This is a genomic window from Nocardioides candidus (genome assembly GCF_041321175.1).
Taxonomy (GTDB): Bacteria; Actinomycetota; Actinomycetes; order Propionibacteriales; family Nocardioidaceae; genus Nocardioides.
The window spans coordinates 24,866-50,603 of the sequence record NZ_JBGGWC010000003.1 but is presented as its reverse complement, the minus strand read 5'-3'; the positions used below and the strand labels follow the sequence as shown (position 1 = coordinate 50,603).

The 25,738-nt window shown below is 72.7% G+C and carries 26 protein-coding genes and 1 riboswitch; of the genes, 23 read left to right on the top strand and 3 right to left on the bottom strand.

Going from position 1 to position 25,738, the window contains the following annotated elements; all coding sequences use genetic code 11:
• The first annotated feature begins 6 nt into the window (after window positions 1-6).
• The 17 genes from coaBC to ACAX67_RS14485 all read left to right on the top strand — a co-directional run bounded on the left by coaBC (window position 7) and on the right by ACAX67_RS14485 (window position 17,283).
• Window positions 7-1,215, top strand: a complete 1,209-nt coding sequence (gene coaBC / locus ACAX67_RS14565) for a bifunctional phosphopantothenoylcysteine decarboxylase/phosphopantothenate--cysteine ligase CoaBC (RefSeq protein ID WP_370704594.1) — start codon at window positions 7-9, stop codon at window positions 1,213-1,215.
• A gap of 109 nt (window positions 1,216-1,324) precedes the next feature.
• Window positions 1,325-2,524 (top strand): methionine adenosyltransferase, encoded by a 1,200-nt coding sequence (gene metK / locus ACAX67_RS14560; RefSeq protein WP_370704593.1) that lies wholly within the window; start codon window positions 1,325-1,327, stop codon window positions 2,522-2,524.
• A 79-nt stretch (window positions 2,525-2,603) separates the two neighbouring features.
• Entirely contained in the window at window positions 2,604-4,628 is a 2,025-nt protein-coding gene (locus tag ACAX67_RS14555) for a primosomal protein N' (RefSeq protein WP_370704592.1), read from the top strand.
• 92 nt (window positions 4,629-4,720) lie between these two features.
• Entirely contained in the window at window positions 4,721-5,266 is a 546-nt protein-coding gene (gene def / locus ACAX67_RS14550) for a peptide deformylase (RefSeq protein WP_370704591.1), read from the top strand.
• Window positions 5,263-6,189, top strand: a complete 927-nt coding sequence (gene fmt / locus ACAX67_RS14545; protein ID WP_370704590.1) for a methionyl-tRNA formyltransferase — start codon at window positions 5,263-5,265, stop codon at window positions 6,187-6,189. The genes def and fmt overlap by 4 nt, the downstream gene beginning before the upstream one ends.
• A gap of 4 nt (window positions 6,190-6,193) precedes the next feature.
• On the top strand, window positions 6,194-7,618 hold the full coding sequence (locus ACAX67_RS14540; protein WP_370704589.1) for an RsmB/NOP family class I SAM-dependent RNA methyltransferase: 1,425 nt from the start codon (window positions 6,194-6,196) through the stop codon (window positions 7,616-7,618).
• 23 nt (window positions 7,619-7,641) lie between these two features.
• Complete coding sequence (locus ACAX67_RS14535) at window positions 7,642-8,661, top strand: LLM class flavin-dependent oxidoreductase (protein ID WP_370704588.1); 1,020 nt, start codon at window positions 7,642-7,644, stop codon at window positions 8,659-8,661.
• Window positions 8,662-8,675: 14 nt separating this feature from the next.
• Window positions 8,676-9,653 carry a non-homologous end-joining DNA ligase gene (gene ligD / locus ACAX67_RS14530; protein ID WP_370704587.1) on the top strand — a complete coding sequence of 326 codons (978 nt, stop codon included), beginning with the start codon at window positions 8,676-8,678 and terminating at the stop codon, window positions 9,651-9,653.
• 30 nt (window positions 9,654-9,683) lie between these two features.
• Complete coding sequence (locus tag ACAX67_RS14525) at window positions 9,684-11,273, top strand: RecQ family ATP-dependent DNA helicase (protein WP_370704586.1); 1,590 nt, start codon at window positions 9,684-9,686, stop codon at window positions 11,271-11,273.
• Between the two features lie 11 nt (window positions 11,274-11,284).
• Window positions 11,285-11,947 carry a ribulose-phosphate 3-epimerase gene (gene rpe, locus ACAX67_RS14520; RefSeq protein WP_370704585.1) on the top strand — a complete coding sequence of 221 codons (663 nt, stop codon included), beginning with the start codon at window positions 11,285-11,287 and terminating at the stop codon, window positions 11,945-11,947.
• A gap of 160 nt (window positions 11,948-12,107) precedes the next feature.
• Window positions 12,108-12,280, top strand: a riboswitch (FMN riboswitch).
• 118 nt (window positions 12,281-12,398) lie between these two features.
• Window positions 12,399-13,409, top strand: a complete 1,011-nt coding sequence (gene ribD, locus ACAX67_RS14515; RefSeq protein ID WP_370705086.1) for a bifunctional diaminohydroxyphosphoribosylaminopyrimidine deaminase/5-amino-6-(5-phosphoribosylamino)uracil reductase RibD — start codon at window positions 12,399-12,401, stop codon at window positions 13,407-13,409.
• The gene (locus tag ACAX67_RS14510) at window positions 13,409-13,996 is read left to right on the top strand and encodes a riboflavin synthase (protein WP_370704584.1); all 588 of its coding nucleotides are present in this window, start codon (window positions 13,409-13,411) and stop codon (window positions 13,994-13,996) included. The genes ribD and ACAX67_RS14510 overlap by 1 nt, the downstream gene beginning before the upstream one ends.
• Window positions 13,989-15,224 carry a bifunctional 3,4-dihydroxy-2-butanone-4-phosphate synthase/GTP cyclohydrolase II gene (locus ACAX67_RS14505; protein WP_370704583.1) on the top strand — a complete coding sequence of 412 codons (1,236 nt, stop codon included), beginning with the start codon at window positions 13,989-13,991 and terminating at the stop codon, window positions 15,222-15,224. Before ACAX67_RS14510 ends, ACAX67_RS14505 begins: the two co-directional genes overlap by 8 nt.
• Window position 15,225: 1 nt before the next feature.
• The gene (ribH, locus tag ACAX67_RS14500) at window positions 15,226-15,711 is read left to right on the top strand and encodes a 6,7-dimethyl-8-ribityllumazine synthase (protein WP_370704582.1); all 486 of its coding nucleotides are present in this window, start codon (window positions 15,226-15,228) and stop codon (window positions 15,709-15,711) included.
• Window positions 15,712-15,722: 11 nt separating this feature from the next.
• Window positions 15,723-15,986, top strand: a complete 264-nt coding sequence (locus ACAX67_RS14495; RefSeq protein ID WP_370704581.1) for a phosphoribosyl-ATP diphosphatase — start codon at window positions 15,723-15,725, stop codon at window positions 15,984-15,986.
• Window positions 15,987-15,994: 8 nt separating this feature from the next.
• Window positions 15,995-16,852 (top strand): ATP phosphoribosyltransferase, encoded by an 858-nt coding sequence (gene hisG, locus ACAX67_RS14490; RefSeq protein ID WP_370704580.1) that lies wholly within the window; start codon window positions 15,995-15,997, stop codon window positions 16,850-16,852.
• Window positions 16,849-17,283 carry a PH domain-containing protein gene (locus ACAX67_RS14485; protein WP_370704579.1) on the top strand — a complete coding sequence of 145 codons (435 nt, stop codon included), beginning with the start codon at window positions 16,849-16,851 and terminating at the stop codon, window positions 17,281-17,283. The genes hisG and ACAX67_RS14485 overlap by 4 nt, the downstream gene beginning before the upstream one ends.
• Here ACAX67_RS14485 and ACAX67_RS14480 read toward each other — a convergent pair.
• The 3 genes from ACAX67_RS14480 to ACAX67_RS14470 are packed head-to-tail and all read right to left on the bottom strand — an operon-like array spanning window position 17,257 to window position 21,716.
• Window positions 17,257-19,872 (bottom strand): ATP-binding protein, encoded by a 2,616-nt coding sequence (locus tag ACAX67_RS14480; protein WP_370704578.1) that lies wholly within the window; start codon window positions 19,870-19,872, stop codon window positions 17,257-17,259. The genes ACAX67_RS14485 and ACAX67_RS14480 overlap by 27 nt on opposite strands.
• A gap of 40 nt (window positions 19,873-19,912) precedes the next feature.
• The gene (locus ACAX67_RS14475) at window positions 19,913-20,515 is read right to left on the bottom strand and encodes a nucleoside/nucleotide kinase family protein (protein ID WP_370704577.1); all 603 of its coding nucleotides are present in this window, start codon (window positions 20,513-20,515) and stop codon (window positions 19,913-19,915) included.
• On the bottom strand, window positions 20,499-21,716 hold the full coding sequence (locus tag ACAX67_RS14470) for an amino acid deaminase/aldolase (protein WP_370704576.1): 1,218 nt from the start codon (window positions 21,714-21,716) through the stop codon (window positions 20,499-20,501). Before ACAX67_RS14470 ends, ACAX67_RS14475 begins: the two co-directional genes overlap by 17 nt.
• Before the next feature lie 67 nt (window positions 21,717-21,783).
• Between ACAX67_RS14470 and ACAX67_RS14465 the strand changes: the two genes are divergently transcribed.
• The 6 genes from ACAX67_RS14465 to ACAX67_RS14440 all read left to right on the top strand — a co-directional run bounded on the left by ACAX67_RS14465 (window position 21,784) and on the right by ACAX67_RS14440 (window position 25,735).
• Window positions 21,784-22,338 carry an SseB family protein gene (locus tag ACAX67_RS14465; RefSeq protein ID WP_370704575.1) on the top strand — a complete coding sequence of 185 codons (555 nt, stop codon included), beginning with the start codon at window positions 21,784-21,786 and terminating at the stop codon, window positions 22,336-22,338.
• 19 nt (window positions 22,339-22,357) lie between these two features.
• Entirely contained in the window at window positions 22,358-23,302 is a 945-nt protein-coding gene (locus ACAX67_RS14460; protein WP_370704574.1) for an SHOCT domain-containing protein, read from the top strand.
• 332 nt (window positions 23,303-23,634) lie between these two features.
• Entirely contained in the window at window positions 23,635-24,261 is a 627-nt protein-coding gene (infC, locus tag ACAX67_RS14455) for a translation initiation factor IF-3 (RefSeq protein ID WP_370704573.1), read from the top strand.
• A 31-nt stretch (window positions 24,262-24,292) separates the two neighbouring features.
• Window positions 24,293-24,487 (top strand): 50S ribosomal protein L35, encoded by a 195-nt coding sequence (gene rpmI, locus ACAX67_RS14450; protein WP_118928002.1) that lies wholly within the window; start codon window positions 24,293-24,295, stop codon window positions 24,485-24,487.
• Between the two features lie 41 nt (window positions 24,488-24,528).
• Entirely contained in the window at window positions 24,529-24,912 is a 384-nt protein-coding gene (gene rplT / locus ACAX67_RS14445) for a 50S ribosomal protein L20 (RefSeq protein ID WP_370704572.1), read from the top strand.
• Window positions 24,913-24,922: 10 nt separating this feature from the next.
• Window positions 24,923-25,735, top strand: coding sequence for a TrmH family RNA methyltransferase (locus ACAX67_RS14440; protein WP_370704571.1), 813 nt, complete (start codon window positions 24,923-24,925; stop codon window positions 25,733-25,735).
• Window positions 25,736-25,738 lie beyond the last annotated feature (3 nt).

Below are 25,738 nucleotides of genomic sequence, written 5' to 3'. Positions count from 1 at the left end.
CTCGGAGTGTCCGGCGGTATCGCTGCCTACAAGGCCTGCGAGCTGCTCCGCCGGTTCACCGAGTCCGGCCACGACGTGACCGTCGTGCCGACCGCCGCCGCGCTGGAGTTCGTCGGCGCCCCCACCTGGGCCGCGCTCTCCGGCAAGCCGGTCGCGACGGACGTGTGGGCCGGCGTCCACGAGGTGCCCCACGTCCGGATCGGCCAGTCCGCCGACCTCGTCGTGGTGGCACCGGCGACCGCCGACCTGCTCGCCAAGGCGGCCCACGGGCTCGCCGACGACCTGCTCACCAACACGCTCCTGACCGCGCGGTGCCCGGTCGTGATGGCGCCGGCCATGCACACCGAGATGTGGGAGCACCCGGCGACGTCGGCCAACGTCGCGACCCTGCGCTCCCGCGGCGTCCTCGTCGTCGAGCCCGCGGAGGGCCGGCTCACGGGCGCCGACACCGGCAAGGGCCGGCTCCCCGACCCCGAGGAGATCTTCGAGCTCTGCCGCGACGTGCTCGAGCGGGCCGCGACCGGCTCCACGACCGGCGCGCTCGACCTCGCCGGCCGCCACGTGGTCGTCTCGGCCGGCGGCACCCGGGAGCGGCTCGACCCGGTGCGCTTCCTGGGCAACCGGTCCTCGGGCCGCCAGGGCTACGCCCTCGCCCGGGCGGCCGCTGCTCGTGGCGCGGAGGTCACCCTCGTCGCCGCCAACGTCACCCTCCCCGACCCCGCCGGCGTCAAGGTCGTGCGGGTCGAGTCGACGGCCGAGCTGCGCGACGCCGTACTCACTGCTGCCGCAGGTGCCGACGCGGTCGTGATGGCCGCGGCGCCGGCCGACTTCCGGCCGGTGCACCGTTCGGACACCAAGATCAAGAAGTCCGACGACGGCTCCGCGCCGGTGATCTCGCTGGAGCAGAACCCCGACATCCTCAAGGAGCTCTCCTCGCACCGGCCCTCCCCGGGCACCGTCGTGGTGGGTTTCGCGGCCGAGACGGGCGACGCCAGCGGGTCCGTGCTCGAGCTCGCTCGCGCCAAGCTCGCCCGCAAGGGCTGCGACCTGCTCGTGGTCAACGACGTGAGCGGTGGCGCGGTTTTCGGTGCTGAGGACAACGAGGCGGTTATCCTGGCCGCCGATGGCACCGCGGTCGACTGTCCGCGGGGGAGCAAAGGCGCTCTCGCCCACGTGATCTGGGACCAGGTGGCCACCCGCCTGGCCCCTGCGTGAGACTGCCGCGCATCACCTGCCGGTCCTCGTATCGTTGGACCGGCGATCGGCTCTGATAGCCCCCTGCAAGACGCCCGATGCGATCGACAGCTTTGAATGGAGAAACAACGTGGCTGGACGCCTCTTCACCTCTGAGTCCGTGACTGAGGGGCACCCCGACAAGATCGCTGACCAGATCAGCGACACCGTGCTCGACTACCTGCTCGAGCACGACCCGAAGAGCCGGGTCGCGGTCGAGACGCTTCTGACCACGGGTCTCGTCGTGGTCGCCGGTGAGGTGACCACGTCGGCCTACGCCCCCGTGGCGCAGCTGGTGCGGCAGAAGGTCCTCGAGATCGGCTACGACTCCTCGGAGAAGGGCTTCGACGGCAACTCCTGCGGCGTGCAGGTGGCCATCGGTGCGCAGTCGGCCGACATCGCGCAGGGCGTCGACGACGCCTTCGAGGAGCGCGTGGGCGGCTCGGGCGACGAGCTCGACCGCCAGGGCGCCGGCGACCAGGGCCTGATGTTCGGCTACGCCTGCGACGACACCCCGGAGCTCTTCCCGCTGCCGATCAAGATCGCGCAGACGCTGGCCGAGAGGCTCACCGAGGTGCGCAAGAACGGCACGCTGGCCTACCTCCGCCCCGACGGCAAGACCCAGGTCACCATCGAGTACGACGAGGACGACCGTCCCGTCCGCATCGACGCGGTCGTCGTGTCCTCGCAGCACGCCGAGGACGTCAGCCAGGACCAGCTGCAGAAGGACATCGAGGTCAACGTCATCGAGCCGGTGCTCGAGCAGTTCAAGGCGCAGGTCCCCTCCGACGGCTACAAGCTCTACATCAACCCGACCGGGCGCTTCGTCGTCGGCGGGCCGATGGGCGACGCCGGCCTGACCGGTCGCAAGATCATCGTCGACACTTACGGCGGCATGGCCCGCCACGGTGGTGGCGCCTTCTCGGGCAAGGACCCGTCGAAGGTCGACCGCTCCGCCGCCTACGCGATGCGCTGGGTCGCCAAGAACGTCGTCGCCGCGGGTCTGGCCCGTCGCTGCGAGGCGCAGGTCGCCTACGCGATCGGCAAGGCCGCTCCGGTGGGTGTCTTCATCGAGACCTTCGGCACCGGTGTGATCCCGGACGAGAAGATCCAGGAGGCCGTGCTCGAGGTCTTCGACCTCCGCCCGGCCGCGATCCTCCGCGACCTCGACCTGCTCCGGCCGATCTACGCCAAGACGGCCGCCTACGGCCACTTCGGTCGGGAGCTGCCGGAGTTCACCTGGGAGAAGACCGACCGCGCCGACGCCCTCAAGGCTGCCGCCGGCATCTGACCGACCACCAGCGCCGCGGTCGTCCACGACGGACGGCCGCGGCGCTGTTTGCGTCCGGCGTGACTGGTAGACAACGGCTGTGACCGTCGAGGAGCAGGACGCCGCCCTTCCGGGGCTGGCGCGCGCCGCGGCGCGTTCGTCCGGCGCGGCGGCCCGGGCGCGGCGGGCGAAGCAGGCGGCACCGGTGGAGGCGGCGGCGGAGCTGCCGGTCGCGCGGGTCGTGGTCGACCTGCCCCTGGCCCACCTCGACCGCATGTTCGACTACCTCGTGCCGGCGACGATGGCGGAGCAGGCGCTGCCGGGCGTGCGGGTGAAGGTGCGCTTCGCGGGCCAGGACGTCGACGGGTTCGTCGTCGAGCGGGTCGCGGACAGCGGGCACGACGGCAGGCTGGCGCCGCTGCGCCGCGTCGTGAGCGCGGAGCGCGTCCTCTCGCCCGCTGTCGCCGAGCTGTGCCGGCGGGTCGCGGAGCGTTACGCGGGCGTCAGCTCCGACGTACGCCGCCTGGCCGTCCCGCCGCGGCACGCGACCGTCGAGAAGCAGCCCTCGGCGCCGGCGACGGCGATGGCCCCGGTGGCTGGGGGAGAGGAGGCGTGGGCGGCCTATCCGACGGCGCCCGCCTTCCTGGGCCACCTCCGCTCGGGCGGTGCGCCACGAGCCGTCTGGAGCGTCGCGCCGGGCGAGGACTGGCCGCTCCTGCTCGCCCACCTCGCCGGTGCCGCGGCCGGCGCCGGCCGGGGCACCCTGATCTGCGTGCCCGACCACCGTGACGTCGCGCGGGTCGATGCGGCGCTCACCGCCCTGCTCGGCGAGGACCAGCACGTCACGCTCCAGGCAGATGCCGGTCCGGGACCGCGCTACCGGGCGTTCCTGGAGGTCAGCCGGGGCACCCGCCGCATCGTCGTCGGCACGCGGTCGGCGGCGTTCGCGCCGGTGCACGACCTCGGCCTCGTGGTGATCTGGGACGACGGCGACGACCTGCACGCGGAGCCGCGGGCGCCGTACCCCCACACCCGTGAGGTGCTCCTCGAACGAGCGGAGGTGGAGGGGTGCGCCGCGATGGTGGCGGGCTTCTCCCGCAGCGTCGAGGTCGACCAGCTGCTCCGCACGGGGTGGGCCCGTGAGATCGCGGCCCCGCGGACGACCGTGCGTCAGCGTGCCCTCGTCGCCGTGGCCGGTGTGGAGAGCCACCGCGACCCCTTCGCGGCCGCAGCGCGGGTGCCGAAGGAGGCGCACGACGCGGTCCGGTGGGGCCTCGAGCGCGGACCCGTGCTCGTGCAGACGCCCCGGGCCGGCTACGTGCTGCGGCTGGCCTGCGACCGGTGCCGCACCCCGGCTCGCTGCGAGCGGTGCGCCGGACCGCTGCAGCTGACCGGGCCGACGTCGCCGCCCCGCTGCCGCTGGTGCGCGACCGAGGCGCCGGCGTGGGCCTGCGTCGAGTGCGGTGGGCGGGGACTGCGGGCGCCGGTGGTCGGCGACGCGCGCACCGCCGACGAGCTGGGCAGGGCGTTCGCGCCCGTCCCGGTGGTGACGTCGAGCGGCGACCGCATCCGCGCGGAGGTCGATGGCGAGCGGCGCATCGTGGTGGCCACGCCGGGTGCCGAGCCCGTGGCGCAGGATGGCTATGCGGTCGTCGTGCTGCTCGACGCGTGGCTGCTGCTCGCGCGCGACAGCATGCGTGCGGCGGAGGAGGCGCTGCGGCGCTGGTCCAACGCCGTCGGTCTGCTCCGCGCAGGCGGCCGAGCCCTGGTGATCGGCGACCCCGGCACCCCGGCGCTGCAGGCGCTGGTGCGGTGGGACCAGCCCGGCTTCGCCGCACGCGAGGCCGACGAGCGCCGTGACGCCCACCTCCCGCCGGCGACGCGGGTGGCCACCCTCGTTGGCGATCCCGGCGCCCTCGACGACGCCCTCACGCTGCTCGCGCTCCCCGAGCACGCCCAGGTGCTGGGGCCGCTCTCGGTCGACGCGGAGACCGAGCGTGCCGTCGTGCGGGTGCCGCGAGCGGAGGGCGCCGCGATGACCGCGGCCCTGGGCGAGCTGCAACGCATCCGGTCCGCGCGCAAGCTCGACCCCGTGCGCCTCCAGGTCGACCCCTTGGAGATCTGACCGACCGCGCGAGCGCGTCGCAGTCCTCGCAGGCATCCTGAGAGCCCCGCGGCGGCGTTCGGGTCCGCGGCCGGCACCACTAGACTCCCGTGGTGGCCATCCGACCCATCCGACTCTTCGGCGATCCCGTGCTCCGGAGCAAGGCGATCGAGGTCGTCGACTTCGACGTCGAGCTCCGCCAGCTCGTCACCGACCTCACCGACACCATGCTCGACGCGCCCGGCGCGGGACTGGCGGCACCGCAGATCGGGGTGGGGCTGCGCGTCTTCACCTGGTACGTCGACGGCGAGGTCGGACACCTGGTCAACCCGTCGCTCGACCTCTCCGCGGACACGCAGGACGGTCCCGAGGGGTGCCTCTCGCTGCCCGAGCTGACCTATGACTGCCTCCGGGCGTTGTCGGTGGTGGCGACCGGCTTCAACATGCACGGCGACCCGGTGCGGATCGAGGGCTCGGACCTGCTGGCCCGGGCCATCCAGCACGAGACCGACCACCTCGACGGCGTGCTCTTCATCGACCGGCTCGACGAGGCGGCACGCAAGGCGGCGATGAGGGAGATCCGCGAGTCGGAGTGGTTCGGCCTCGAGCAGCCGACGGTCAAGGTCTCCCCCCACGCCACGGGCGGCTTCGGACGATGAGGGTCGTCTTCGCGGGCACCCCCGACGTCGCGGTGCCCGCGCTCGACGCCATCGCGGCGTCGCCGCACGAGCTCGTCGGGGTGGTGACGCGTCCCGACGCGCCGTCGGGCCGCGGCCGCAGGCTCACCGAGAGCCCGGTGGCGGTGCGGGCCGCCGAGCTGGGGGTGCCGGTGCTCAAGCCCGACCACCCCCGTGACCCCGGCTTCCAGTCGGCGCTGCGCGACCTCGCGCCCGACTGCTGCCCGGTCGTCGCCTACGGTGCGCTGATCCCGCAGAGCGCCCTCGACATCCCGACCCACGGCTGGGTCAACCTGCACTTCTCGCTGCTGCCCGCATGGCGCGGCGCCGCGCCGGTGCAGCACTCGATCTGGGCAGGTGACGAGATCACGGGCGCGACGACCTTTCGCATCGTGCAGGCGCTCGACGCCGGCCCGACGTTCGGCGTGATGACCGAGGCCGTCCGCCCCACCGACACCGCGGGGGACCTCCTCGGCCGTCTGGCCGAGGGCGGCGCAGGACTGCTGGTCGCCACGCTCGACGGCATCGCCGACGGGTCCCTGGAGGCGCGCGAGCAGCCGGCCGAGGGCGTCAGCCTGGCACCGAAGATCACCGTCGACGACGCGCGCATCGACTGGTCGCAGACCGCGGTCGCGATCGACCGCAGGATCCGCGCCTGCACCCCTGGCCCGGGCGCGTGGTCGACCTACGAGGGGGAGCGGGTCAAGCTCGGCCCGGTCACGCCCATCGGCAACGGCCCTGACCTGGCGCCCGGCGTCCTCGGCGTCGGGAAGAACGAGGTGCTGGTGGGCACCGGCTCGGTGCCGGTGCGCCTCGGCGAGGTGAAGGCCTTCGGCAAGAAGCAGATGCCGGCCGCGGACTGGGCCCGTGGGGCACGGCTGGCCGACGGCGCGACGCTCGTCTGATCGCATGCCGGCACCCCGCAGTCCTCGCAGCTCCCGCCGACCGCAGGGTGGTCGGCCGTCGGGTCGTCCCGCCGACCCGGCCCGCGCCGCCGCGCTCGAGGTGCTCCGCGTGGTCCGCACGGAGGACGCCTACACCAACCTGGTCCTCCCTGCGGTCATCGCGCGTGCCCGGCTCGACCCGCGCGACGCCGGTCTCGCGACCGAGCTCGCAGCAGGCACCATCCGCCGCCAAGGCACCTACGACGCGATCCTGGCGGGCTGCATCGACCGGCCGCTGCGCAAGGTCGAGCTGGCGGTCCGCGACGTGCTCCGGCTGGGCTGCCACCAGCTGCTCGCGATGCGCGTGCCCGCGCACGCGGCGATCTCCAGCTCCGTCGACCTGGCTCGCGCCGAGGTCGGCCAGGGCGCTGCCGGCTTCGTCAACGCGGTGCTGCGCAAGGTCTCGCAGCGCGACCTCGACGCGTGGGTCACCGAGGTCGCCCCGGATCCCGCCGGCTCGCGCGACGACCGGATGGACCACCTCGCGATCAAGCACAGCCACCCGCGGTGGGTGGTCGACCTGCTCGACCTCGCCGCCCCGGGGGACGACCTGGACGCGCTGCTCGCGGCCGACAACGTCGCGCCCCGGGTGACCCTGGTGGCACGCCCCGGTCGGGCTGCCGTCGCGGAGCTGCCTGGGTCCCCGACGCCGTACTCGCCCTTCGGGGTGGTCCTCGACGGCGGCGACCCGGCGCGGGTCCCGGCGGTCGCCGAGGGACGCGCGGGTGTCCAGGACGAGGGGTCACAGCTGGTCGCGATCGCGCTGGCCGCTGCACCGCTCGAGGGGCGCGACGAACGCTGGGTGGACCTCTGCGCCGGGCCCGGGGGGAAGGCCGCGCTGCTGGCCGCGTTGGCGGCGGAGCGGGGCGCCGGCGTACTGGCTGTGGAGCAGCACCTCCACCGCGCCGCTCTGGTGCGACGCGCGGTGACCGGTCCGGACGGGACAACCCCCGGCGTGACAGGTGTCGTCACCGCCGACGGCACCCGTCCCCCGATAGCAGCAGGTACGGCGGACCGGGTGCTCGTCGACGCACCGTGCACCGGGCTCGGCGCGTTGCGCCGGCGTCCGGAGGCGCGCTGGCGGCGCAGCCCCGACGACCTGCTGACGTTGGTGCTGCTCCAGCGGCGGCTGCTCTCGAGTGCGCTCGACCTGGTGCGTCCCGGGGGAGTGGTGCTCTACGCGACCTGCTCGCCGGTGCGGGCCGAGACGGCCGAGGTGGTCGGGGCTACGGTCACCTCCCGCGACGACGTCGTGCTGCAGGACGTCCGGCCGTTGCTGCCCGGAGTGAGCGGGGCCGACGGCCCGCTGGAGGGGACCGCCCAGCTGTGGCCGCACCGGCACGGGACGGATGCGATGTTCCTGGCGCTGCTCCGCCGCGGGAATGCCTGAACTGGTTGAACGTTGCACCAGTCGTGAAGAAGATCGGTTTCCTGTCCTTCGGCCACTGGTCGCCCGCTCCCTCGTCGCAGGCGAGGACGGCGGCCGACGTGCTGCAGCAGTCGATCGAGCTCGCCGTCGCCGCCGAGGAGCTCGGTGCCGACGGCGCCTACTTCCGGGTGCACCACTTCGCCCGCCAGCTGGCAAGTCCGTTCCCGTTGCTCGCGGCCGTCGGTGCGCGCACGAACCGCATCGAGATCGGCACCGGGGTGATCGACATGCGCTACGAGAACCCGCTCTACATGGCCGAGGACGCAGGGGCGGCCGACCTGATCTCGGGCGGCCGGCTGCAGCTCGGCATCAGCCGCGGCTCACCGGAGCAGGTCGTCGACGGCTGGCGCTACTTCGGCTTCGCGCCCGGTGACGGCGAGACCGAGGCCGACATGGCGCGGCGGCACACCGAGGTGTTGCTGGAGGTGCTCAAGGGCGAGGGCTTCGCCGAGCCCAGCCCGCAGCCGATGTTCGCCAACCCTCCCGGTCTGCTGCGCATCGAACCGCACTCCGAGGGTCTGCGGGACCGGATCTGGTGGGGCGCCGCGTCCGACGCGACAGCCCGGTGGACCGGTGAGATGGGCATGAACCTGATGAGCTCCACCCTCAAGGCCGACGAGTCGGGCGAGCCCTTCCACGTGCAGCAGCGCAAGCAGATCGAGGCGTTCCGCGAGGCGTGGCGCGCGGCCGGCCACGACCGCGAGCCGCGGGTGTCGGTGAGCCGCAGCATCTTCGCGCTGACCAACGACCTGGACCGTGCCTACTTCGGTGCGGAGCGGCAGTCGTCGGACCAGGTCGGCCACATCGACAACATGCGCGCGGTCTTCGGACGCTCGTACGCCGCGGAGCCCGACGTGCTGATCGAGCAGCTGCGGGAGGACGAGGCGATCCAGGCGGCCGACACGCTGCTCCTCACCGTGCCCAACCAGCTCGGCGTCGACTACAACGCGCACGTGCTCGAGTCGATCCTCACCCACGTCGCGCCCGAGCTGGGGTGGCGCTGATCTAGGCTCGCGGCATGACGAGCCCGGCGGTGGAGATCGAGGTCGACGACCGGGTCGTCCGGGTCAGCAACCCGGATCGCGTCTACTTCCCCGACGTCGGCGCGACCAAGCTCGACGTCGTTGAGTACTACCTCGCCGTCGGTCCCGGCATCGTCAACGCGCTGTGGGAGCGGCCGTGCATGCTGCACCGGTTCCCCAAGGGGCTGGCCGGCGACAAGGTGCACCAGAAGCGCCTTCCCGCGGGCGCCCCGCCGTGGGTCGAGACGGTGCAGCTGTTCTTCCCGCGCTGGAAGCGCACCGCCGACGAGCTCTGCGTGACCGAGCTGGGCTCGGTGATCTGGGCCGTGCAGATGTCGACCGTCGAGTTCCACCCGTGGAACAGTCGCCGCGGCCAGACCGAGCAGCCCGACGAGTGGCGGATCGACCTCGACCCGGGGCCGGCCTCCACCTACGACGACGTCCGCAAGGTCGCGCACGTCGCCCACGAGGTGCTCGACGAGCTCGGTGCGGTCGGCTACCCCAAGACGAGCGGCAGCAAGGGTCTGCACGTCTACGTCAGGGTCCGGCCCGACGGCGACCACAAGGTCGTACGGCGGGGCGCGCTGGCCTTCGCCCGTGAGGTCGAGCGACGCGCCCCCGACCTGGTCACCACGACGTGGTGGAAGAAGGACCGCGACCCCGCGCACGTCTTCGTCGACTACAACCAGAACGCGCGCGACCACACGATCGCCGCGGCCTACTCCCTGCGCGGCCTGCCCGATGCGCGGGTGTCGACGCCGATCCGGTGGGACGAGGTCGACGACGCCGATCCGCGCGACTTCACCATCCGCACCGTGCCCGCCCGGTTCGCCGAGATCGGCGACCTGCACGCCGACATCGACGACCACGTCTTCGACATCGCTCCGCTGCTGGAGTGGGCGGACCGGGACGACGCCCGAGGCCTCGATGACCAGGGCAGGGGTGACGAAGGCGACCCGGACACCGCTGACTGACGGAGCAGCCCTGCGGGTAATGGGTCGCGGGTGACCACCTCCCGCAAGATCCGCGACGTCGCCCGCCGCAGCTTCGGCCACGACTCGCTCCTGCCGGGCCAGGCCGAGGCGACGGGAGCGCTCGTCGACGGCCAGGACGTGCTCCTCGTCTCCCCGACGGGCGCGGGGAAGTCGCTCGTCTACCAGGTCGCCGGCGTGCTCCGCGAGGGCTGCACGGTGGTCGTCTCGCCGCTCCTCGCGCTGCAGCAGGACCAGGCGGAGAGCATCGAGGCCGCCCCGGGAGGGTTGCGCGCTGCCCGGCTCAGCTCCGCGGAGTCCGAGCAGCAGCGCCGGGACGTGCTGGCCGCCGCGGCTGCGGGCGACCTCGACTTCTTGTTCCTGGCACCCGAGCAGCTGGCCAACGACGAGGTCCGCGGTGCGCTGGCGGCGATGGGGCCGGGCCTGGTGGCGGTCGACGAGGCACACTGCGTCTCCGTGTGGGGGCACGACTTCCGTCCCGACTACTTCCGGCTCGGTGACCTGATCGCCGACCTCGGTGCTCCGCGCGTCGTCGCGATGACCGCCACGGCCGCCCCGCCGGTCCGGGAGTCGATCGTGGAGCGGTTGGCGATGCGGTCGCCGCGGACGGTCGTGACGGGCTTCGCGCGCCCGAACCTGCGCCTCGACGTGCTCCGGGTCGTCACCGAGGACGACCAGCGTGCCGTCGTACGGGAGGTGGCGGGGGAGGCGGACGGCGCAGGGATCGTCTACTGCCGCACCCGGCGGGCCGCGGAGGAGTACGCCGCCCTGCTCGAGGAGGCCGGGCGTCGTACGGCCGTCTACCACGCGGGCCTGGGCCACCGTCGCCGCGACGAGACCTTCGAGGCGTTCATGGCGGACCGGGTCGACACGGTCGTGGCGACCTCGGCCTTCGGCATGGGCATCGACAAGCCCGACATCCGGTTCGTCGTGCACGCACAGGTGCCCGAGTCGCCGGACACCTACTACCAGGAGGTCGGCCGAGCGGGCCGCGACGGCGAGCCTGCGGTGGGCACGCTGGTCTACCGGCCGGAGGACCTGTCCCTCGGCCGGTTCTTCTCCCCGGCGGTGCCGAAGGAGACCGACGTACGGCGGGTGCTCGCCGCCGCCCGGCGCGGCGATCGCGATCCGCGCGCTGTCGCGGAGCGGGCGGGCGTGGGCCGGCAGAAGGCCGGCCGCATCCTCAACCTGCTCGACCTGGTCGAGGGCGCCGGTGCAGCGACGTCGGCGAAGCGGCAGGTCGCCGGCGTGCTGAAGGTCGCCGAGGCGCACAAGCAGCTCGAGCGCTCGCGCGTGGACATGATGCGGGCCTACGCCGAGACCGACCGGTGCCGCGCGGAGTACCTCGTCGGCTACTTCGGCGAGCAGGTCGAGCGCTGCGGCGCCTGTGACAACTGCCGGGCCGGGGTGGCTCCCGAGCCGCACGACGGCGAGGCGGCCTACCCGGTGCAGGCCGCCGTCGAGCACGAGGAGTTCGGCCGCGGTGTCGTGACCGACGTCGAGGAGGACCGGCTCACCGTGCTCTTCGACGAGGTCGGCTACCGCACGCTCTCCCTCGAGGTGCTGGACGCCGAGGGGCTGCTGCGGCTCGCCGACCACTAGGCTGGTCGCCCGTGGGGCACATCCAGATCACACCGTCGATCCTCAACGCGGACTTCGCCCGGCTCGGCGAGGAGGTCGCCCGGATCCCCGGCGCGGACTGGATCCACGTCGACGTGATGGACAACCACTTCGTGCCCAACCTGACCTTCGGGCCGGCGATGGTCGAGGCGCTGGCACGGTCGACCGACACCCCGCTCGACGCCCACCTGATGATCGACGACGCCGACCGCAACGCGCCGGCGTACGTCGAGGCCGGCTGCGGGTCGGTGACCTTCCACGTCGAGGCGGCCAAGGCCCCGGTCCGGCTGGCGCGCGAGATCCGCGCCGCCGGCGCCCGTGCGTCGATGGCCCTCAAGCCGGCCACCCCGATCGAGCCCTACGAGGACCTGCTGCCCGAGCTCGACATGCTGTTGATCATGACCGTCGAGCCGGGCTTCGGAGGCCAGAAGTTCCTCGACCTCTGCCTGCCGAAGATCCGTCGCGCCCGCGCCCTGATGGACAAGCACGGCGTCGAGACCTGGCTCCAGGTCGACGGAGGTGTCTCGCTGGACACCATCGAGCGCTGCGCCGAGGCCGGCGCCGACGTCTTCGTCGCCGGCAGCGCCGTGTTCTCCGCCGACGACCCCGATGCCATGGTCGCCGCCCTCCGTGCCCGGGCCGCCGACGCCGGCTGACCCCACAGCCGGGAGATCCGCAGTCATGACGCGACTGCGGGTTTCCCCGCTCGTGGCTGTCGGCGAGGGCGATCGCACCCTCGGCGGATCCTGGGGTCCGTGGTGAGGGACACGTTGCGGGAATACCCGGACGCTGTGCGACCATTGGTGTCACAAGAGCTCGCGTGCTCTGGGGTCGGTGAAACTCCGAGCCGGCGGTGATGGGTCGATGCTTGATCGCTTCGTTCCTCAGTCCGCGACCCGATCGCAGCCAGCGATCGGTTGACCAGGTGCCCAAATCCGATTTGGTAGTCCTGGACCGACGGTCAAAGTCCGGATGGGAAGTGCACGCACGAGTGATGGACGTCGGTGGCGCTGCCACGGCGCCCTTCGCCCCTGAACCCCGGAGTCCGAGCAGAGGACGACCGAGAGGACAGGCGTGGCGGAGACCTTCGCCCAGGAGTACGACGCGATGCTGCGCGCGCTGCAGCTCGCGGCGACGCCCGGCGTGCCGCTGCGGCCCAACCCACGGGTGGGCTGCGTGCTGCTGGCACCGGACGGGACGGTCGTGGGGGAGGGCTACCACCACGGCGCGGGCACACCCCACGCGGAGATCGAGGCGCTGACGGCGGCCGGCGAGGCGGCCCGTGGCGCGACCGCCGTCGTCACTCTCGAGCCCTGCAACCACACGGGCCGCACGGGACCGTGCGCCGTGGCGCTGATCGAGGCCGGCGTGGCCAAGGTCGTCGTCGCGCAGCGCGACCCGAACCCCGTCGCCGGGGGTGGCCTCGAGGCGCTCGCCGCAGCCGGCATCGAGGTCGAGGACGGCCTGCTCCTGGCGGACGCCCGCGCCCTCAACCCGGTGTGGACCTTCGCGCACGAGCACGGCCGGCCGTTCGTCACCTGGAAGTACGCCGCCACGCTCGACGGGCGCATCGCGGCCGCGGACGGGACCTCGCGCTGGGTGTCCTCGCCACCCGCCCGCCGCGACACCCACGCGCTCCGGGCGGAGTGCGACACGGTGCTGGTCGGCACCAACACCGTGGCGGTCGACGATCCGCAGCTCACCGTGCGCGACGCGGACGACCAGCCGCTGCCCGACCAACCGCTGCGTGCGGTCATGGGGCAGCGCGACCTCGGCGAGGACCGCCGTGTGTTCGACGAGGCTGCCGAAACGGTGCAGCTCCGCACCCACGACCCGCTCGAGGCGCTGAAGACGCTCTACGCCGACCACGACCGCCACCACGTGTTCTTCGAGGGCGGACCGACCCTGGCCGCGGCCTTCCTGCGGGCCGGGGTGGTCGACGAGGTGGTCACCTACGTCGCACCGATGCTGCTCGGTGCGGGCAAGCCGGCGATCGGCCCGCTCCGGATCCGCACGATCAGCAAGGCCCTCCACCTCGAGATCACCGACGTCACGGTGGTCGGCGAGGGCGCGGAGGCCAACGTCCGCATCCGGATGCAACCCCCGAAGGGAGCCTGATGTTCACCGGGATCGTCGAGGAGCTCGGCACCGTCGCCGGGATCGAGGAGCAGAGCGACGCCGTACGCCTCACCGTCGAGGGGGCCGTCACCACCGACGCGGCGCTGGGCGACTCGATCGCCGTCAACGGCTGCTGCCTGACCGTCGCCACGCTCGGCGCGGACTCCTTCACCGCCGACGTCATGCAGATGACGCTCGACAAGACCTCGCTCGGAGCGCTGCGGGTCGGCCACCGGGTCAACCTCGAGCGCGCCTGCACCCCGCAGACCCGCCTCGGCGGGCACATCGTGCAGGGCCACGTCGACACGACCGGCACGATCGTGCGCCGCGAGCCCGGCGAGCACTGGGAGCTCGTCGAGATCGAGCTGCCCGAGCACATCCGGCGCTACGTCGTGCTGCACGGCTCGATCACCGTCGACGGGATCTCACTCACGGTGGCCGAGCTCCACGACGAGACCTTCGTCGTCTCCCTCATCCCCGAGACCCTCGCCCGCACCACGCTCGGCTTCAAGCAGCCCGGCGACCCGGTGAACCTCGAGGCGGACATCATCGCCAAGCACGTCGAAAGGCTGATTCGGAATGACTGACAAGGTGAGGCTGGACCCCGTCGAGCGCGCGATCGCCGACATCGCGGCCGGCAAGGCCGTCATCGTCGTGGACGACGAGGAGCGGGAGAACGAGGGCGACATCATCTTCGCCGCGTCGAAGGCCACCCCGGAGCTGATGGCGTTCACGATCCGCCACAGCAGCGGCGTGATCTGCGTGCCGATGCCGGGCGCGATGCTCGACCGACTCGAGATCCCCCTCATGACGCCGCACAACAAGGACAAGATGCGCACGGCGTACACGATCTCGGTCGACGCCCGGGACGGCGTCTCCACCGGTATCTCGGCGGCCGACCGCGCGCACACCGCGCGGGTGCTGGCCGACTCCGCGACCGAGCCGTGGGAGATCACCCGCCCCGGCCACGTCTTCCCCCTGCGCTACCGCGAGGGTGGGGTGCTCGTCCGCCGCGGCCACACCGAGGCCGCCGTCGACCTCGCCACCCTGGCCGGGCTCACGCCGGCGGGCGTCCTCGTCGAGGTCGTCAACGACGACGGGACCATGAAGCGGGCGCCCGAGCTGCGCGCGTTCGCCGACGAGCACGGGCTCGCGATGATCTCGATCGAGGAGCTGGTGAAGTACCGCCGGCGCACCGAGGTCCACGTCATCCGCGAGGCCGAGACCCGGCTGCCCACGAGCCACGGTGACTTCACCGCCTACGGCTACACGATCACCGTCGACGGCAGCGAGCACGTCGCCCTGGTCTACGGGGACGTGGCCGACCTCTCCGACGGCGAGCCCGTGCTGACGCGCGTGCACTCGGAGTGCCTCACCGGCGACGTCTTCGGCAGCAGCCGTTGCGACTGCGGTCCGCAGCTCAACGAGGCGATGGACCGCATCGTCGCGGAGGGACGCGGCGTCGTGGTCTACCTGCGCGGCCACGAGGGCCGCGGCATCGGCCTGGTCGCCAAGCTGCAGGCCTACCAGCTCCAGGACGGCGGCCGCGACACGGTCGACGCCAACCTCGACCTCGGCCTGCCGGCCGACGCGCGCCACTACGGCGCCGCCACCCAGATCCTGAAGGACCTCGGCGTCGGTGAGGTGCGCCTGCTCACCAACAACCCCGACAAGGTCAACAACCTCGAGGACTACGGCATCAAGGTCGCCGAGCGGGTCCCCCTCACGCCGCACCCCAACGACCACAACCTGGCCTACCTGCTGACCAAGCGCGACCGGATGGGCCACCACCTTCCCGACCTGGAGGTCAGCTGACATGGCAGGACACGGAGCACCGACCGCAGAGCCCACCGACTGCCACGACCTCCGGGTCGCCGTGGTCGCCGCGAGCTGGCACACCCAGGTGATGGACGGCCTCATCGCGGGCGCCGAGAAGGCGTTCGCCGACCACCGGGTCGAGGCGCCCGTCGTCGTCCGTGTGCCGGGCGCCTTCGAGCTGCCGGTGGTGGCGGCGGCGCTCGCCGCGCAGGGGTACGACGCCGTGGTCGCCCTCGGCGTCGTGATCCGAGGCGGCACGCCCCACTTCGACTACGTCTGCAACGCCGCGACCGACGGTCTGACCCGGGTGGCGCTCGACCACTCGGCCGCGATCGGCTTCGGGCTGCTGACGACCGACGACGAGCAGCAGGCACTCGACCGGGCCGGGTTGGAGGGCTCGCGGGAGGACAAGGGCTACGAGGCGGCCGCCGCGGCGCTGCTCACCGCGCAGACCCTGCGCAAGGTCAAGCGCCACACTCCCTAGACTGGTTGCCCGTGAAGACGTTCGACGAGCTCTGGGCCGAGCTGAGCCACAAGGCACAGACCCGTCCCGCCGGTTCCGGCACGGTCGCGGCGCTGGACGCCGGGGTGCACCAGATCGGCAAGAAGCTGGTCGAGGAGGCCGCCGAGTCGTGGATGGCGGCGGAGCACGAGGGCAAGGACCGGGCGGCCGAGGAGATCAGCCAGCTGATCTACCACACCCAGGTCCTGATGCTCGCCCTCGGCCTCGAGCCCTCCGACGTCTACGCCCACCTCTGAGAGTCACCATGACCCGCCTCAAGATCGCGATCCCCAACAAGGGCGCGCTGTCCGCCGCAGCGACCGACATCCTCAAGGAGTCGGGCTACAAGCAGCGCTCGGACTCCAAGGAGCTGCGCCTCCTCGACACCGAGAACGACGTCGAGTTCTTCTACCTCCGGCCGCGCGACATCGCCCTCTACGTCGGCGAGGGCACCCTCGACGTCGGCATCACCGGTCGCGACCTGCTGCTCGACTCGGGCGCCAAGGCCGAGGAGGTGATGACGCTGGGCTTCGGCCGGAGCACCTTCCGCTTCGCCGGGCCGCAGGGCGCCATCGACCCCGCCGCTGACCTGTCCGTGCTGGCGGGCAAGCGGATCGCCACCTCCTACACCGGGATCGTGCAGGGCTTCCTCGACCGGCGCGGGATCGAGGCACACGTGGTGCGGCTCGACGGTGCCGTGGAGACGAGCATCCAGCTCGGCGTGGCCGACGTGATCGCCGACGTCGTCGAGACAGGGAGCACCCTGCGCCAGGCCGGGCTGGCCGTGTTCGGCGAGGCGATCCTGGAGTCCGAGGCGGTGCTGATCACGCGTGCGGGCAACGGGTCGCCGGCGTTCGAGGTCTTCAAGCGTCGTGTCGACGGCGTCCTCGTGGCGCGCAGCTACGTGATGATGGACTACGACATCGAGGCGTCGAAGGTGACCGACGCCGTCGCGCTGACCCCCGGTCTCGAGGGGCCGACCGTTTCCCCGCTCCACCGCGAGGGCTGGGTCGCCGTGCGGGCGATGGTGCCGCGAGCCGGTGCGCAGCGGCTGATGGACGAGCTCTACGACCTCGGCGCCCGGGCCATCCTGCTGACCGACATCCACGCCTGCCGCCTGTGAGCCTGCCCGACCTGCCGAAGACCTACCGCCCGCTCGGGCCGCGGGTGGTGGCCCCGATCTTCGCGGTGGTCCTCGCCGGCGCGTTCGGGATGCTGTGGTTCACGTTCCCGCAGGAGACCAAGGACGCGGTCAGCCCGCTCCAGCGGGCCACGGTCGTGTTCTTCATCGGCGTCGGGGTCGTGCTCCTCAACGGGCTCGCACGGTCGCGGATCACCGCGTCCGCCGACGGTCTGACCGTCGTCAACGGCTACCGCAAGCACGAGCTCGCCTGGGCCCAGGTGGTGCGGATCCAGATGTCGCCGGGCGCACCGTGGCCGACGCTCGACCTCGACGACGGCAGCACCCTGTCGGCGATGGGGATCCACGGCTCCGACGGCGCTCGCGCCCGGGCCGACGTCGTCGAGCTACGCGCGATCCTCGACGCCCACTGACGCGCGGGCGGTCATCTCGAGCGCGCGATCGACCAGGTCGTCGTACGCCAGGGTCGCGCCGTGGGCCCGTGCCTCCGCGAGCGCGTCCGGGCTCAGTCGCTGCTCGGAGGCGGTGAAGGCGAGCGTGTACTCCGGCAGGACGTCGCCGTGCTCCGCGCCCGTCCGAGCCTGGTAGACGGCGTCGATCGCGGCACGCAGCTGGACCGACGCGACGTCGTCGTGCAGCTCGGCGAGCAGCCACGCGACGGCCTTCACGTGGTCGAGGGTGAGGTAGAGCTGCTGGCGCGGGACGTCGCGCAGCGCCTCCGCGCAGCGCACCAGTGCCAGCTCGGTCTCGCCGCCGAGCCCGGCCAGGATGGCCTCGTTGTAGCCGTGCCCGACCGCGTAGGTCCCGGTGCCGACGCCCCACCGCTCGAGGACGCGCTGCCGGCGCGCGAGGCTCGCGGGCTCGAGCTCGAAGATCGCCGCCGCGCGACGCTCCCACTCCTCGCGCCAGCGCCGGTCGGCGATCGCCTCGACGAGCGGCGCGAGCGCGTCCATCCGTTCGAGCGCCGCACCGATCCGGTCGTCGGCCTCCATCGCACCCGCCGCCCGGCTCCCCGCGATGACCGCCTCGCGCACGTCGCCGTGCGCCGCGTAGCCGCGGGCCGCGCGCTCGAAGGTCGCGACCTCGGCCTCGGTGTCGGAGGACCAGCGCATCCCGTGGCAGAGGCCGTCCGCGAACGCGAGCGCGGCGTCGTCGTAGTCCTGCGGGTCGCCCTCGTGCACCAGCCGAGGTACGTCGTCGGCGACCACCGCGAGCTGCCCCAGCTTGGCGAGGCCGGGAGCCGTCAGCCCCACGACGTGGCGATAGGCGTCCGGGGCGTGCGCCTTCGTCCACGCGAGCGCCTGGAGCACCTCCGGCAGGAGGTCGGCGACGTTGGCGAGCATCCGGCGGTAGTCGACGTGCACCTGGAGGGCCACCTCGCGCATCTCCTGGCCCACGACCTCGGCGTGGCGTCGGCGGCGCCGGGCCTGGTCGGGTGAGGCCGCCAGCAGCTCGGCCGCGTGCCGTCGTACGCGCTCGGGCATCGCGAACCGGCCGTCGCCCTGCACCAGGACCAACGAGGCGTCGATGAGGCGGCTGAGCACGCCCCACACGGCGATCTCGTCGAGCTCACCGGCGAAGAGCCCCTCGGCCTGCTCGATCGACCATGCCTCGGCGAAGGAGGCGAGCGCGGCGAAGGCGTCCTGCTCCTGCGGTGTCAGCAGCGACAGCGTCCAGTCGAGGGCGGCGCGCAGCGACCTCTGCCGGCTCGGCAGGTCGCGGTCGTCGCTCGCGAGCGCGTCCACGTTGCGCTCGAGCGCGTCGACCAGGCGGCGGATGCCGAACACCCGGATCCGCGCCGATGCCAGCTCGAGGGCGAGCGGGACCCCGTCGAGGAGCACGCAGAGGCGCTCGACGAGCTCCTCGTCCGCGGTCCCGAGGGAGTACGACGCGTCGCGCGCCCGGGCCCGTTCGACCAGCATCTCGGTGGCGGGGGAGCGTCCGGACCGGTCGCTCGCGGGCGCGTCGGTCGCGAGCGGCTCCAGCCGCCACACCGTCTCCTCGACCAGCCCGAGCGGCACCTGGGAGGTCGCCAGCACGACGATGCCCGGGCAGCGCCGGAGCATCTCGGCCACCATGGCGGCCGCGCGGTCGACCAGGTGCTCGCAGTTGTCGAGGACGACCACCATCCGGCGTTGGCGCAGGTGCTCCAGCACGGCGATGTCGGCCTCGCCGCCACGCGCGGCGCCGACCGCGTCGGCGATCGCACCGGCCGCGTGCTCCGCGTCGGTCGCGGCAAGGGCGACGAACGCGACGCCGTCCGGGAAGCGCTCGACGAGGCGCTCACCGAGGGCCACCGCGACGCGGGTCTTCCCGATGCCGCCCGGGCCGATGAGCGTGACCAGCCGCCGGCCGTCCCGCAGCAGTCGGTCGAGGTCGTCGAGCACGCCGTCGCGGCCGTAGAGCGGCAGGGTGATCGAGGGCAGGTTGTCGTGGTAGGTCGACAGGGTCCGCGGCGGCGGGAACCGTGCGGGGCCGCCGTCCGGGACGAGCACCTGGAAGAGCTCTCGCGGGGTCGGGAAGTCCTTGAGGCCGTGGTGGCCCAGGCTGGTCGCCTCGCCGGGCGCGAGCGTCGCCCGCATGGCGGCGCTCACGATGACCTGCCCGCCGTGGGCGGCCGAGCACACGCGCGCCGCGAAGTGGACGTCCTCGCCCCAGTAGTCGTGACCACGGACCTTGGGCTCCCCGAGGTGCACCCCGATCCGCACCCGCGGCTGCTCATCACCCGGCCACGGGTGGCCGCACAGCCGTCGCTGGATCTCGCGCGCGGCGCGCACGGCCCCGCCAGGATCCGGGAAGGCGGCCCCGAAGGCGTCGCCCTCGTTGGAGAACTCGTGCCCGCCGCACTCCGCGAACACCTCGCGCACGATCCGGTCGTGGTCGTCCAGCACGTCGCCGTACACGTCACCGAGGCGGTTGAGGAGCGCGGTCGAACCCTCGATGTCGGTGAAGAGAAGAGCCACCCGCCCGGTCGGGAGCGCTACGGAGGGAGCCGCGCTCACGAACGCAGGTTAGTGGCGGCGAACCGGCGGCGACAGGAGGTCAGCCACGGTTCATCCGTTCGGCTGATCGGCCGCCCGTGCCGTCCACGACGAGATCGGCGCGCTCGGCGGTGCGCTGACCCGCGAAGTGGGCGTCCTCCTGGCGCATCCAGCCGTCCCACTGCGGCGCGATCGTGTCGCCGTCGCGACGGAGCCCGCGCTCCCTGCGCAGCGCCCGGGGAGCGGTGACCCAGACCAGCACGGTGATCATGGTGGACAGCTCGGCGACGCCGGACCCGACGCCCTCGAGCACGAGCAGCGGCGGCGGCTCGACGTCGACGGTCTCGGCGAACCGGCCCTGCAGCCAGTCGTAGCGCCGGTAGAAGCCGGGCCGGCCCATGGCGAGCGGCCGCACCAGGGTGCTGAGCTGGCGCGAGACCGACCCGAGCCCGGTCCAGCCGTCGTAGAGGTCGTCCATGTGCACGACGTGCGCCGTGGGCTCCCGCGCGACGATCATCTCGGCGAGGGTGGTCTTGCCCGACCCGGCCGGCCCGTCGATCGAGATCAGGCGGGTCTCGCCGAGGGTCGGCGGCCGGGACGCCGCGAGCTCGAGGACCAGCCGGGCCGTCTCCGCGGGAGAGCCCGGCTCAGAAGACGAGGCCATGCCCGCGGTAGGTCGGCACGCTGTCGACGAAGCGCTCGCCGCTCAGCAGGTGCACGCGGGCGGTGTGCTCGAACGGCTCGCCCGCCTTGGCATGGCGGAACCAGACCAGGTCGCCGACGCGCAGCAGCGCCGCCGGGTGGCCGGTCAGCGGGGTCTGCACCTCGCCGGCGCCCTCGAGGCCGGTCAGGTGCAGGCCCGCCGGGGCCCACGGGGTGGGTAGCCGGTCGGCACCGGCGGCCCCGCTGGCGACCAGGCCGCCGCCGTGCACGGTCGCGACGTCGGGGGAGGGGCGCCGAGTCACCTGGAGGCCGAAGAAGGCCGCGGGGCGCGGGTCGAAGGACTGGTAGTGGTCGAAGAGGGTCGGCGCCAGGAGGCCCGAGCCCGCCGTCACCTCGGTCACGACCGGATCGGCCGCCGACGACTCGAGCGACCCGGACCCACCCGCGTTCCAGAGCTCGAGGTCGGTGACGTCGCGCAACGCGTCGGCGATCTCGGAGCGACGCGCACGGAGCTGGGCCACCGAGGCGTCCTTGAGCCGCCGTACGACCAACGAGCGCGCGCGCTGCCGGGGGACCGCGTCGGGGACGCCGGCCACCTGGCCCTCGTAGGTCATCACGCCGGCCAGGTGGAAGCCGGGCCGCTCGACCACGGCACGCGCGAGCCGTACGACGTCGGCGGTGTCGTAGAGCGGGGAGCGCTTCGGGCCGACGTGGCGACCGCCCACCAGCAGCCCGGCGTCGACGTCGATCGCGACCCGGACAGGGACGGCGGTCGACGCGCGCAGGGCGTCGACCGCGTCGAGGTGGACGGTGTCGTCGATCATCAGGGTGATCCGCGACGCCGCGCGCGGCGACGCGACGAGGGCCGCGAGGGCGACGGCGTCGACGGTCGGGTAGGCCACCAGGATGTCGTCGCTGACGTCCTGACCCTCCAGCCACAGTGCCTCGGCCAGCGTGTAGGCGTGGATGCCCCGGAAGCCTTCGTGCGACAGCGCACGTCGCACCAGCGCGGGGACCCGGACCGACTTCGACGCGACCCGCACCGGCTTGCCCGCGGCGCGCTTCACCAGGTCGGCGGCGTTGGCGTCGAAGGCGTCGACGTCGACCACGAAGACCGGTGCCTGCACCGGCTCTCCCATCGCCCGGACGGCCGCGTCGAGGCGCGCCGCGAGGCGGTTCCGAGAGATCGAGTCGGGCGACACCGCGACATCGTGTCACGCAACCCCTGCCGATGCGGGTGCGCGACGCGCCCGGTGGGACGATGGGTCCGTGGCCGAGGAGCACCCCCAGCAGCGCCTGATCCAGGGGTCGCCGTACGTCGACGACGACGGTGCGGCCGACCCGGTCCTCGTCACCGCCCTCCGTCAGTACGGCGCCGGCGCGTGCAGCTACCCGGAGGTGCTGGCCGCCCTGGCCGGCGCCCGGCTTCTGGTGCCGGTGGTCGCGCTCCTCGGCGAGGTCGAGGTCGACGACGCCGGGCTCGCGCACGACAAGACCAGCGACATGGCGACGGTCCTGCTCACGGCCCCCGACGGGCGGCGTGCACTGCTCGCCTTCTCGGGGACCGACACCCTGCGCGCCTGGGACCCCGAGGCGCGGCCCGTCCCCGTGGCGGCCCACCTCGCGGCCGCGACCGCCGTCCAGGAGGGCGCCGACGCCCTCGTGGTCGACGTCTCCAGCGGGCACCGGCTCACGGTGGGCGGCGCCGACCTCCCGCGGCTCGCGGCCGGCTGGCGTCCGGTGCGGGTCGCCGACGGCGGCTGGGCATGGCTCGGCAGCGACGACGCGGCCGGCTCCCCGGAGGGGACTGGCACCGGCGGGTGAAGCGCGGGACCATCCGGGGGTGGACCTCACCCGGATGCGGCTGCTGCTGGTGGCCTGGTGGTGCGCTGCCGTCCTCCCCGGTCTGTCGCTGTCGGTGTTCTTCACCGACGCGGTCGAGTCCGGGGACGGCTTCGTCGTCCCCGTCTGGATCCTCGGGTTCATCGCCCAGCTGCTCCTCTTCATGGTCGTCTCGCGCGAGCTCAAGGGCGTGGGGACGACGGTCGTGCTCTGGTTCGTCGTGTCCTTGCTGCCCTTCGCGATCGACTGGGGTCTCGGCATCGGCTGGGCGGCGGAGATCGCCTTCGTCCTCCTCGCCGTCGTCGTGGCGCTCTTCGTCGCCTACCGGCTGACCACGAGCTCGTTGCTGCAGCGCGACGGCATCCGTGCGACCGCCGTCGTCCTGGAGGTCAAGAAGCCGCTGATGAACGTGGTCGTCAACGACGTCTACATCAAGCGGAGGCTGCGGGTGCGGGTCAAGCGCGACGACCAGGCGCCCTCCTACGAGGCGACCTACTCCTCGCTGTGGGAGATGGGGACGGTGCCCGAGCCGGGCGACACCTTCCGCGTGGTCGTCGACGCCCGGAGGCCACAGCACCTGGACGCGCTCGACGAACGGACCGCACCGGACCCCCGACCGGACGGGAGCCGGTCGACGCACCGGTCCGCCGAGCCCGGACCTGCGCCGAGCGGCTCACGGCGCACCAGCTGGCGCTTCACCTCGTGGGGCTCGCCCGGCGCGAGCCCGGCGCGCCGTGCCGCACGGGTGCCGGCCGCTCCGACGTCGTACCCGCCCTACGACCCCCCGCCGGTCGCGCCCGACGTGGCGGCCTCCGCACGCCCCGGCGTCGTCGCCGCGCTGCAGCAGCTCGCCGACCTGCACGAGAAGGGACAGCTCACCGACGACGAGTTCGCCCAGGCCAAGCGCGAGCTCCTCGGCGGCGGCGATTCTGCGCCGGCGGAATGATTCCGGTAACATCTGACGTTGACCGATCCGCCACCTGCAGCGCTGGGGTGGCAGATCCACAAGCGGAGATCAGGCAACACATCTTCTCCCACCCGCACCGACCGCACCAGAAGCACCCCAGGTCGTCGGGTCCGGTCCCTGAGACCAGGTCGTGCGCGTGAGCGTGCGGTGATGGTGTCGCGACTGGCTTCCGCTTGCTAGCGGGAGCCGTTCTTGCTTTTCAGGACTGATCCCGAAGAGCGACGACAGCGACTGACACCAACGACACTGGAGGACACATCAGCACCGAGCTTCGTATCAACGAGCGGATCCGGGTACCCGAGGTCCGACTCGTGGGACCCAACGGCGAGACCGTCGGGATCGTCCCGACCGACCAGGCACTGAAGCTGGCCCAGGAGGCCGACCTGGATCTCGTCGAGATCGCTCCGATGGGCAAGCCGCCCGTCTGCAAGCTCATGGACTACGGGAAGTTCAAGTACGAGAACGCCCAGAAGGCCCGTGAGGCGCGACGGAACCAGACCAACGTCATCATCAAGGAGATGAAGCTCCGGCCGAAGATCGACCAGCACGACTACGAGACCAAGAAGGGTCACGTCGTGCGGTTCCTCAAGGCAGGCGACAAGGTCAAGATCACGATCATGTTCCGCGGTCGCGAGCAGCACCGCCCCGAGCTGGGCTTCCGGCTCCTGCAGAAGCTGGCCGAGGACGTCGCGGAGCTGGGCTTCGTGGAGTCGTCGCCGAAGCAGGACGGTCGCAACATGATCATGGTGCTGGGTCCGAACAAGAAGAAGGCCGAGGCGAAGGCGGAGGTCAAGGCCGCCAAGGACGAGCTCGCCGCCGAGCGCGCCGCCGACAAGGCCGCCGAGCACGCCGAGCGCGTCGCCCACCAGCCGGCCACGCCGGACCAGAAGAAGCCCAAGCGCGCCAACGAGGCCCTCGATCCCGACATCGACCTGTAGAGCCCGTAGAGAAACGAACGAGAGCGAAGAGATGCCGAAGAACAAGACGCACTCCGGTGCCAGCAAGCGGTTCAAGGTGACCGGCAGCGGCAAGATCCTGCGGGAGAAGGCCGGCAAGCGCCACAACCTGGAGAAGAAGCCGTCCAAGGTGACCCGCCGCATGACCGGCACCGTCGAGGTCGCCAAGAACGACGTCCCGCGCGCGAAGAAGATGCTCGGTCTCTGACCGGCGCCTCGCACCCGAGCATTCGAAACAAGGAGTAGAAGATGGCACGCGTCAAGCGCGCAGTGAACGCGCAGAAGAAGCGCCGGACCACCCTCGAGCGCGCCAGCGGTTACCGCGGCCAGCGCTCGCGCCTGTACCGCAAGGCGAAGGAGCAGGTCACCCACTCGCTGGTCTACAGCTACAACGACCGGAAGAAGAACAAGGGCAACTTCCGTCGCCTGTGGATCCAGCGGATCAACGCCGCGGCTCGCGCCGAGGGCATGACCTACAACCGCTTCATCCAGGGCCTCAACCTGGCCGGCATCGAGGTCGACCGCAAGATCCTCGCCGACCTGGCCGTCAACGACCCGGCCGCGTTCAAGGCAATCGTCGAGCAGGCGCGCGCCGCGCTGCCCGAGGACGTCAACGCCCCGGTCTCGGCCTGATCCACCACCCGTGACCCCCCTCACCGCGGGCAACGCCCGCGTGAAGGACGCACGGAAGTTGAGCCGCCGCTCGGTCCGCACCGAGCGGCGGCTCTTCCTTGCTGACGGCCCGAAGGCCGTCGAGGGGGCCCTCGAGGTCCCCGGCCGCGTGGTCGAGGTCTTCGCGACGTCCCACGCTGCCGAGCAGTACGCCGACCTGCTGGCCGGCGCCGAGGTGACCCTCGTCGAGCACCGCGCGCTGGCGTCGCTGTCCGATGCGGTCACCCCCGCCGGCATCGTCGCGGTCTGCGAGATGTTCGACGAGCCGCTCGGTGCGATCGTCCCGAGCCTCGTCGGCGGCGCTCCTCGCACCTCGACCAGCGGCAGGGTCGTCGCGGTCTGCGCGGACGTCCGCGACCCCGGCAACGCCGGCACGATCATCCGCACCGCCGACGCCGTAGGGGCCGACGCCGTGGTGCTCGCGGGCGACTCGGTCGACCCCTACAACCCGAAGACGGTCCGCGCCAGCGTGGGCAGCCTCTTCCACGTCCCCTTCGCGATCGAGCGCGATCCGGCGGCCGCCGTACACGCTGCACGCGGAGCGGGCCTGACCGTCCTGGCCGCCGACGGCGGGGGAGACGTCGACCTGTTCGACGCCGACGAGCTCCTCGCCGGTCCGACCGCGTGGCTGTTCGGCAACGAGGCGTGGGGCCTGCCTCCCGAGCTCTCCGCGCTGGCCGACCACCGGGTGCGGATCCCGATCCACGGGCGGGCCGAGAGCCTCAACCTGGCGACCGCCGCTGCCCTGTGCCTCTATGCCAGTGCGAGGGTCCACCGGAGGTAGGAC

Coding starts and splice junctions, on each gene's coding strand:
- fmt (WP_370704590.1), top strand. CDS start 5,263: ATGAGGGTCGTCTTCGCGGGCACCCCCGACGTCGCGGTGCCCGCGCTC.
- ACAX67_RS14540 (WP_370704589.1), top strand. CDS start 6,194: ATGCCGGCACCCCGCAGTCCTCGCAGCTCCCGCCGACCGCAGGGTGGT.
- ligD (WP_370704587.1), top strand. CDS start 8,676: ATGACGAGCCCGGCGGTGGAGATCGAGGTCGACGACCGGGTCGTCCGG.
- ribD (WP_370705086.1), top strand. CDS start 12,399: ATGCTGCGCGCGCTGCAGCTCGCGGCGACGCCCGGCGTGCCGCTGCGG.
- ACAX67_RS14510 (WP_370704584.1), top strand. CDS start 13,409: ATGTTCACCGGGATCGTCGAGGAGCTCGGCACCGTCGCCGGGATCGAG.
- ACAX67_RS14505 (WP_370704583.1), top strand. CDS start 13,989: ATGACTGACAAGGTGAGGCTGGACCCCGTCGAGCGCGCGATCGCCGAC.
- ribH (WP_370704582.1), top strand. CDS start 15,226: ATGGCAGGACACGGAGCACCGACCGCAGAGCCCACCGACTGCCACGAC.
- hisG (WP_370704580.1), top strand. CDS start 15,995: ATGACCCGCCTCAAGATCGCGATCCCCAACAAGGGCGCGCTGTCCGCC.
- ACAX67_RS14475 (WP_370704577.1), bottom strand. CDS start 20,515: ATGGCCTCGTCTTCTGAGCCGGGCTCTCCCGCGGAGACGGCCCGGCTG.
- rpmI (WP_118928002.1), top strand. CDS start 24,293: ATGCCGAAGAACAAGACGCACTCCGGTGCCAGCAAGCGGTTCAAGGTG.
- rplT (WP_370704572.1), top strand. CDS start 24,529: ATGGCACGCGTCAAGCGCGCAGTGAACGCGCAGAAGAAGCGCCGGACC.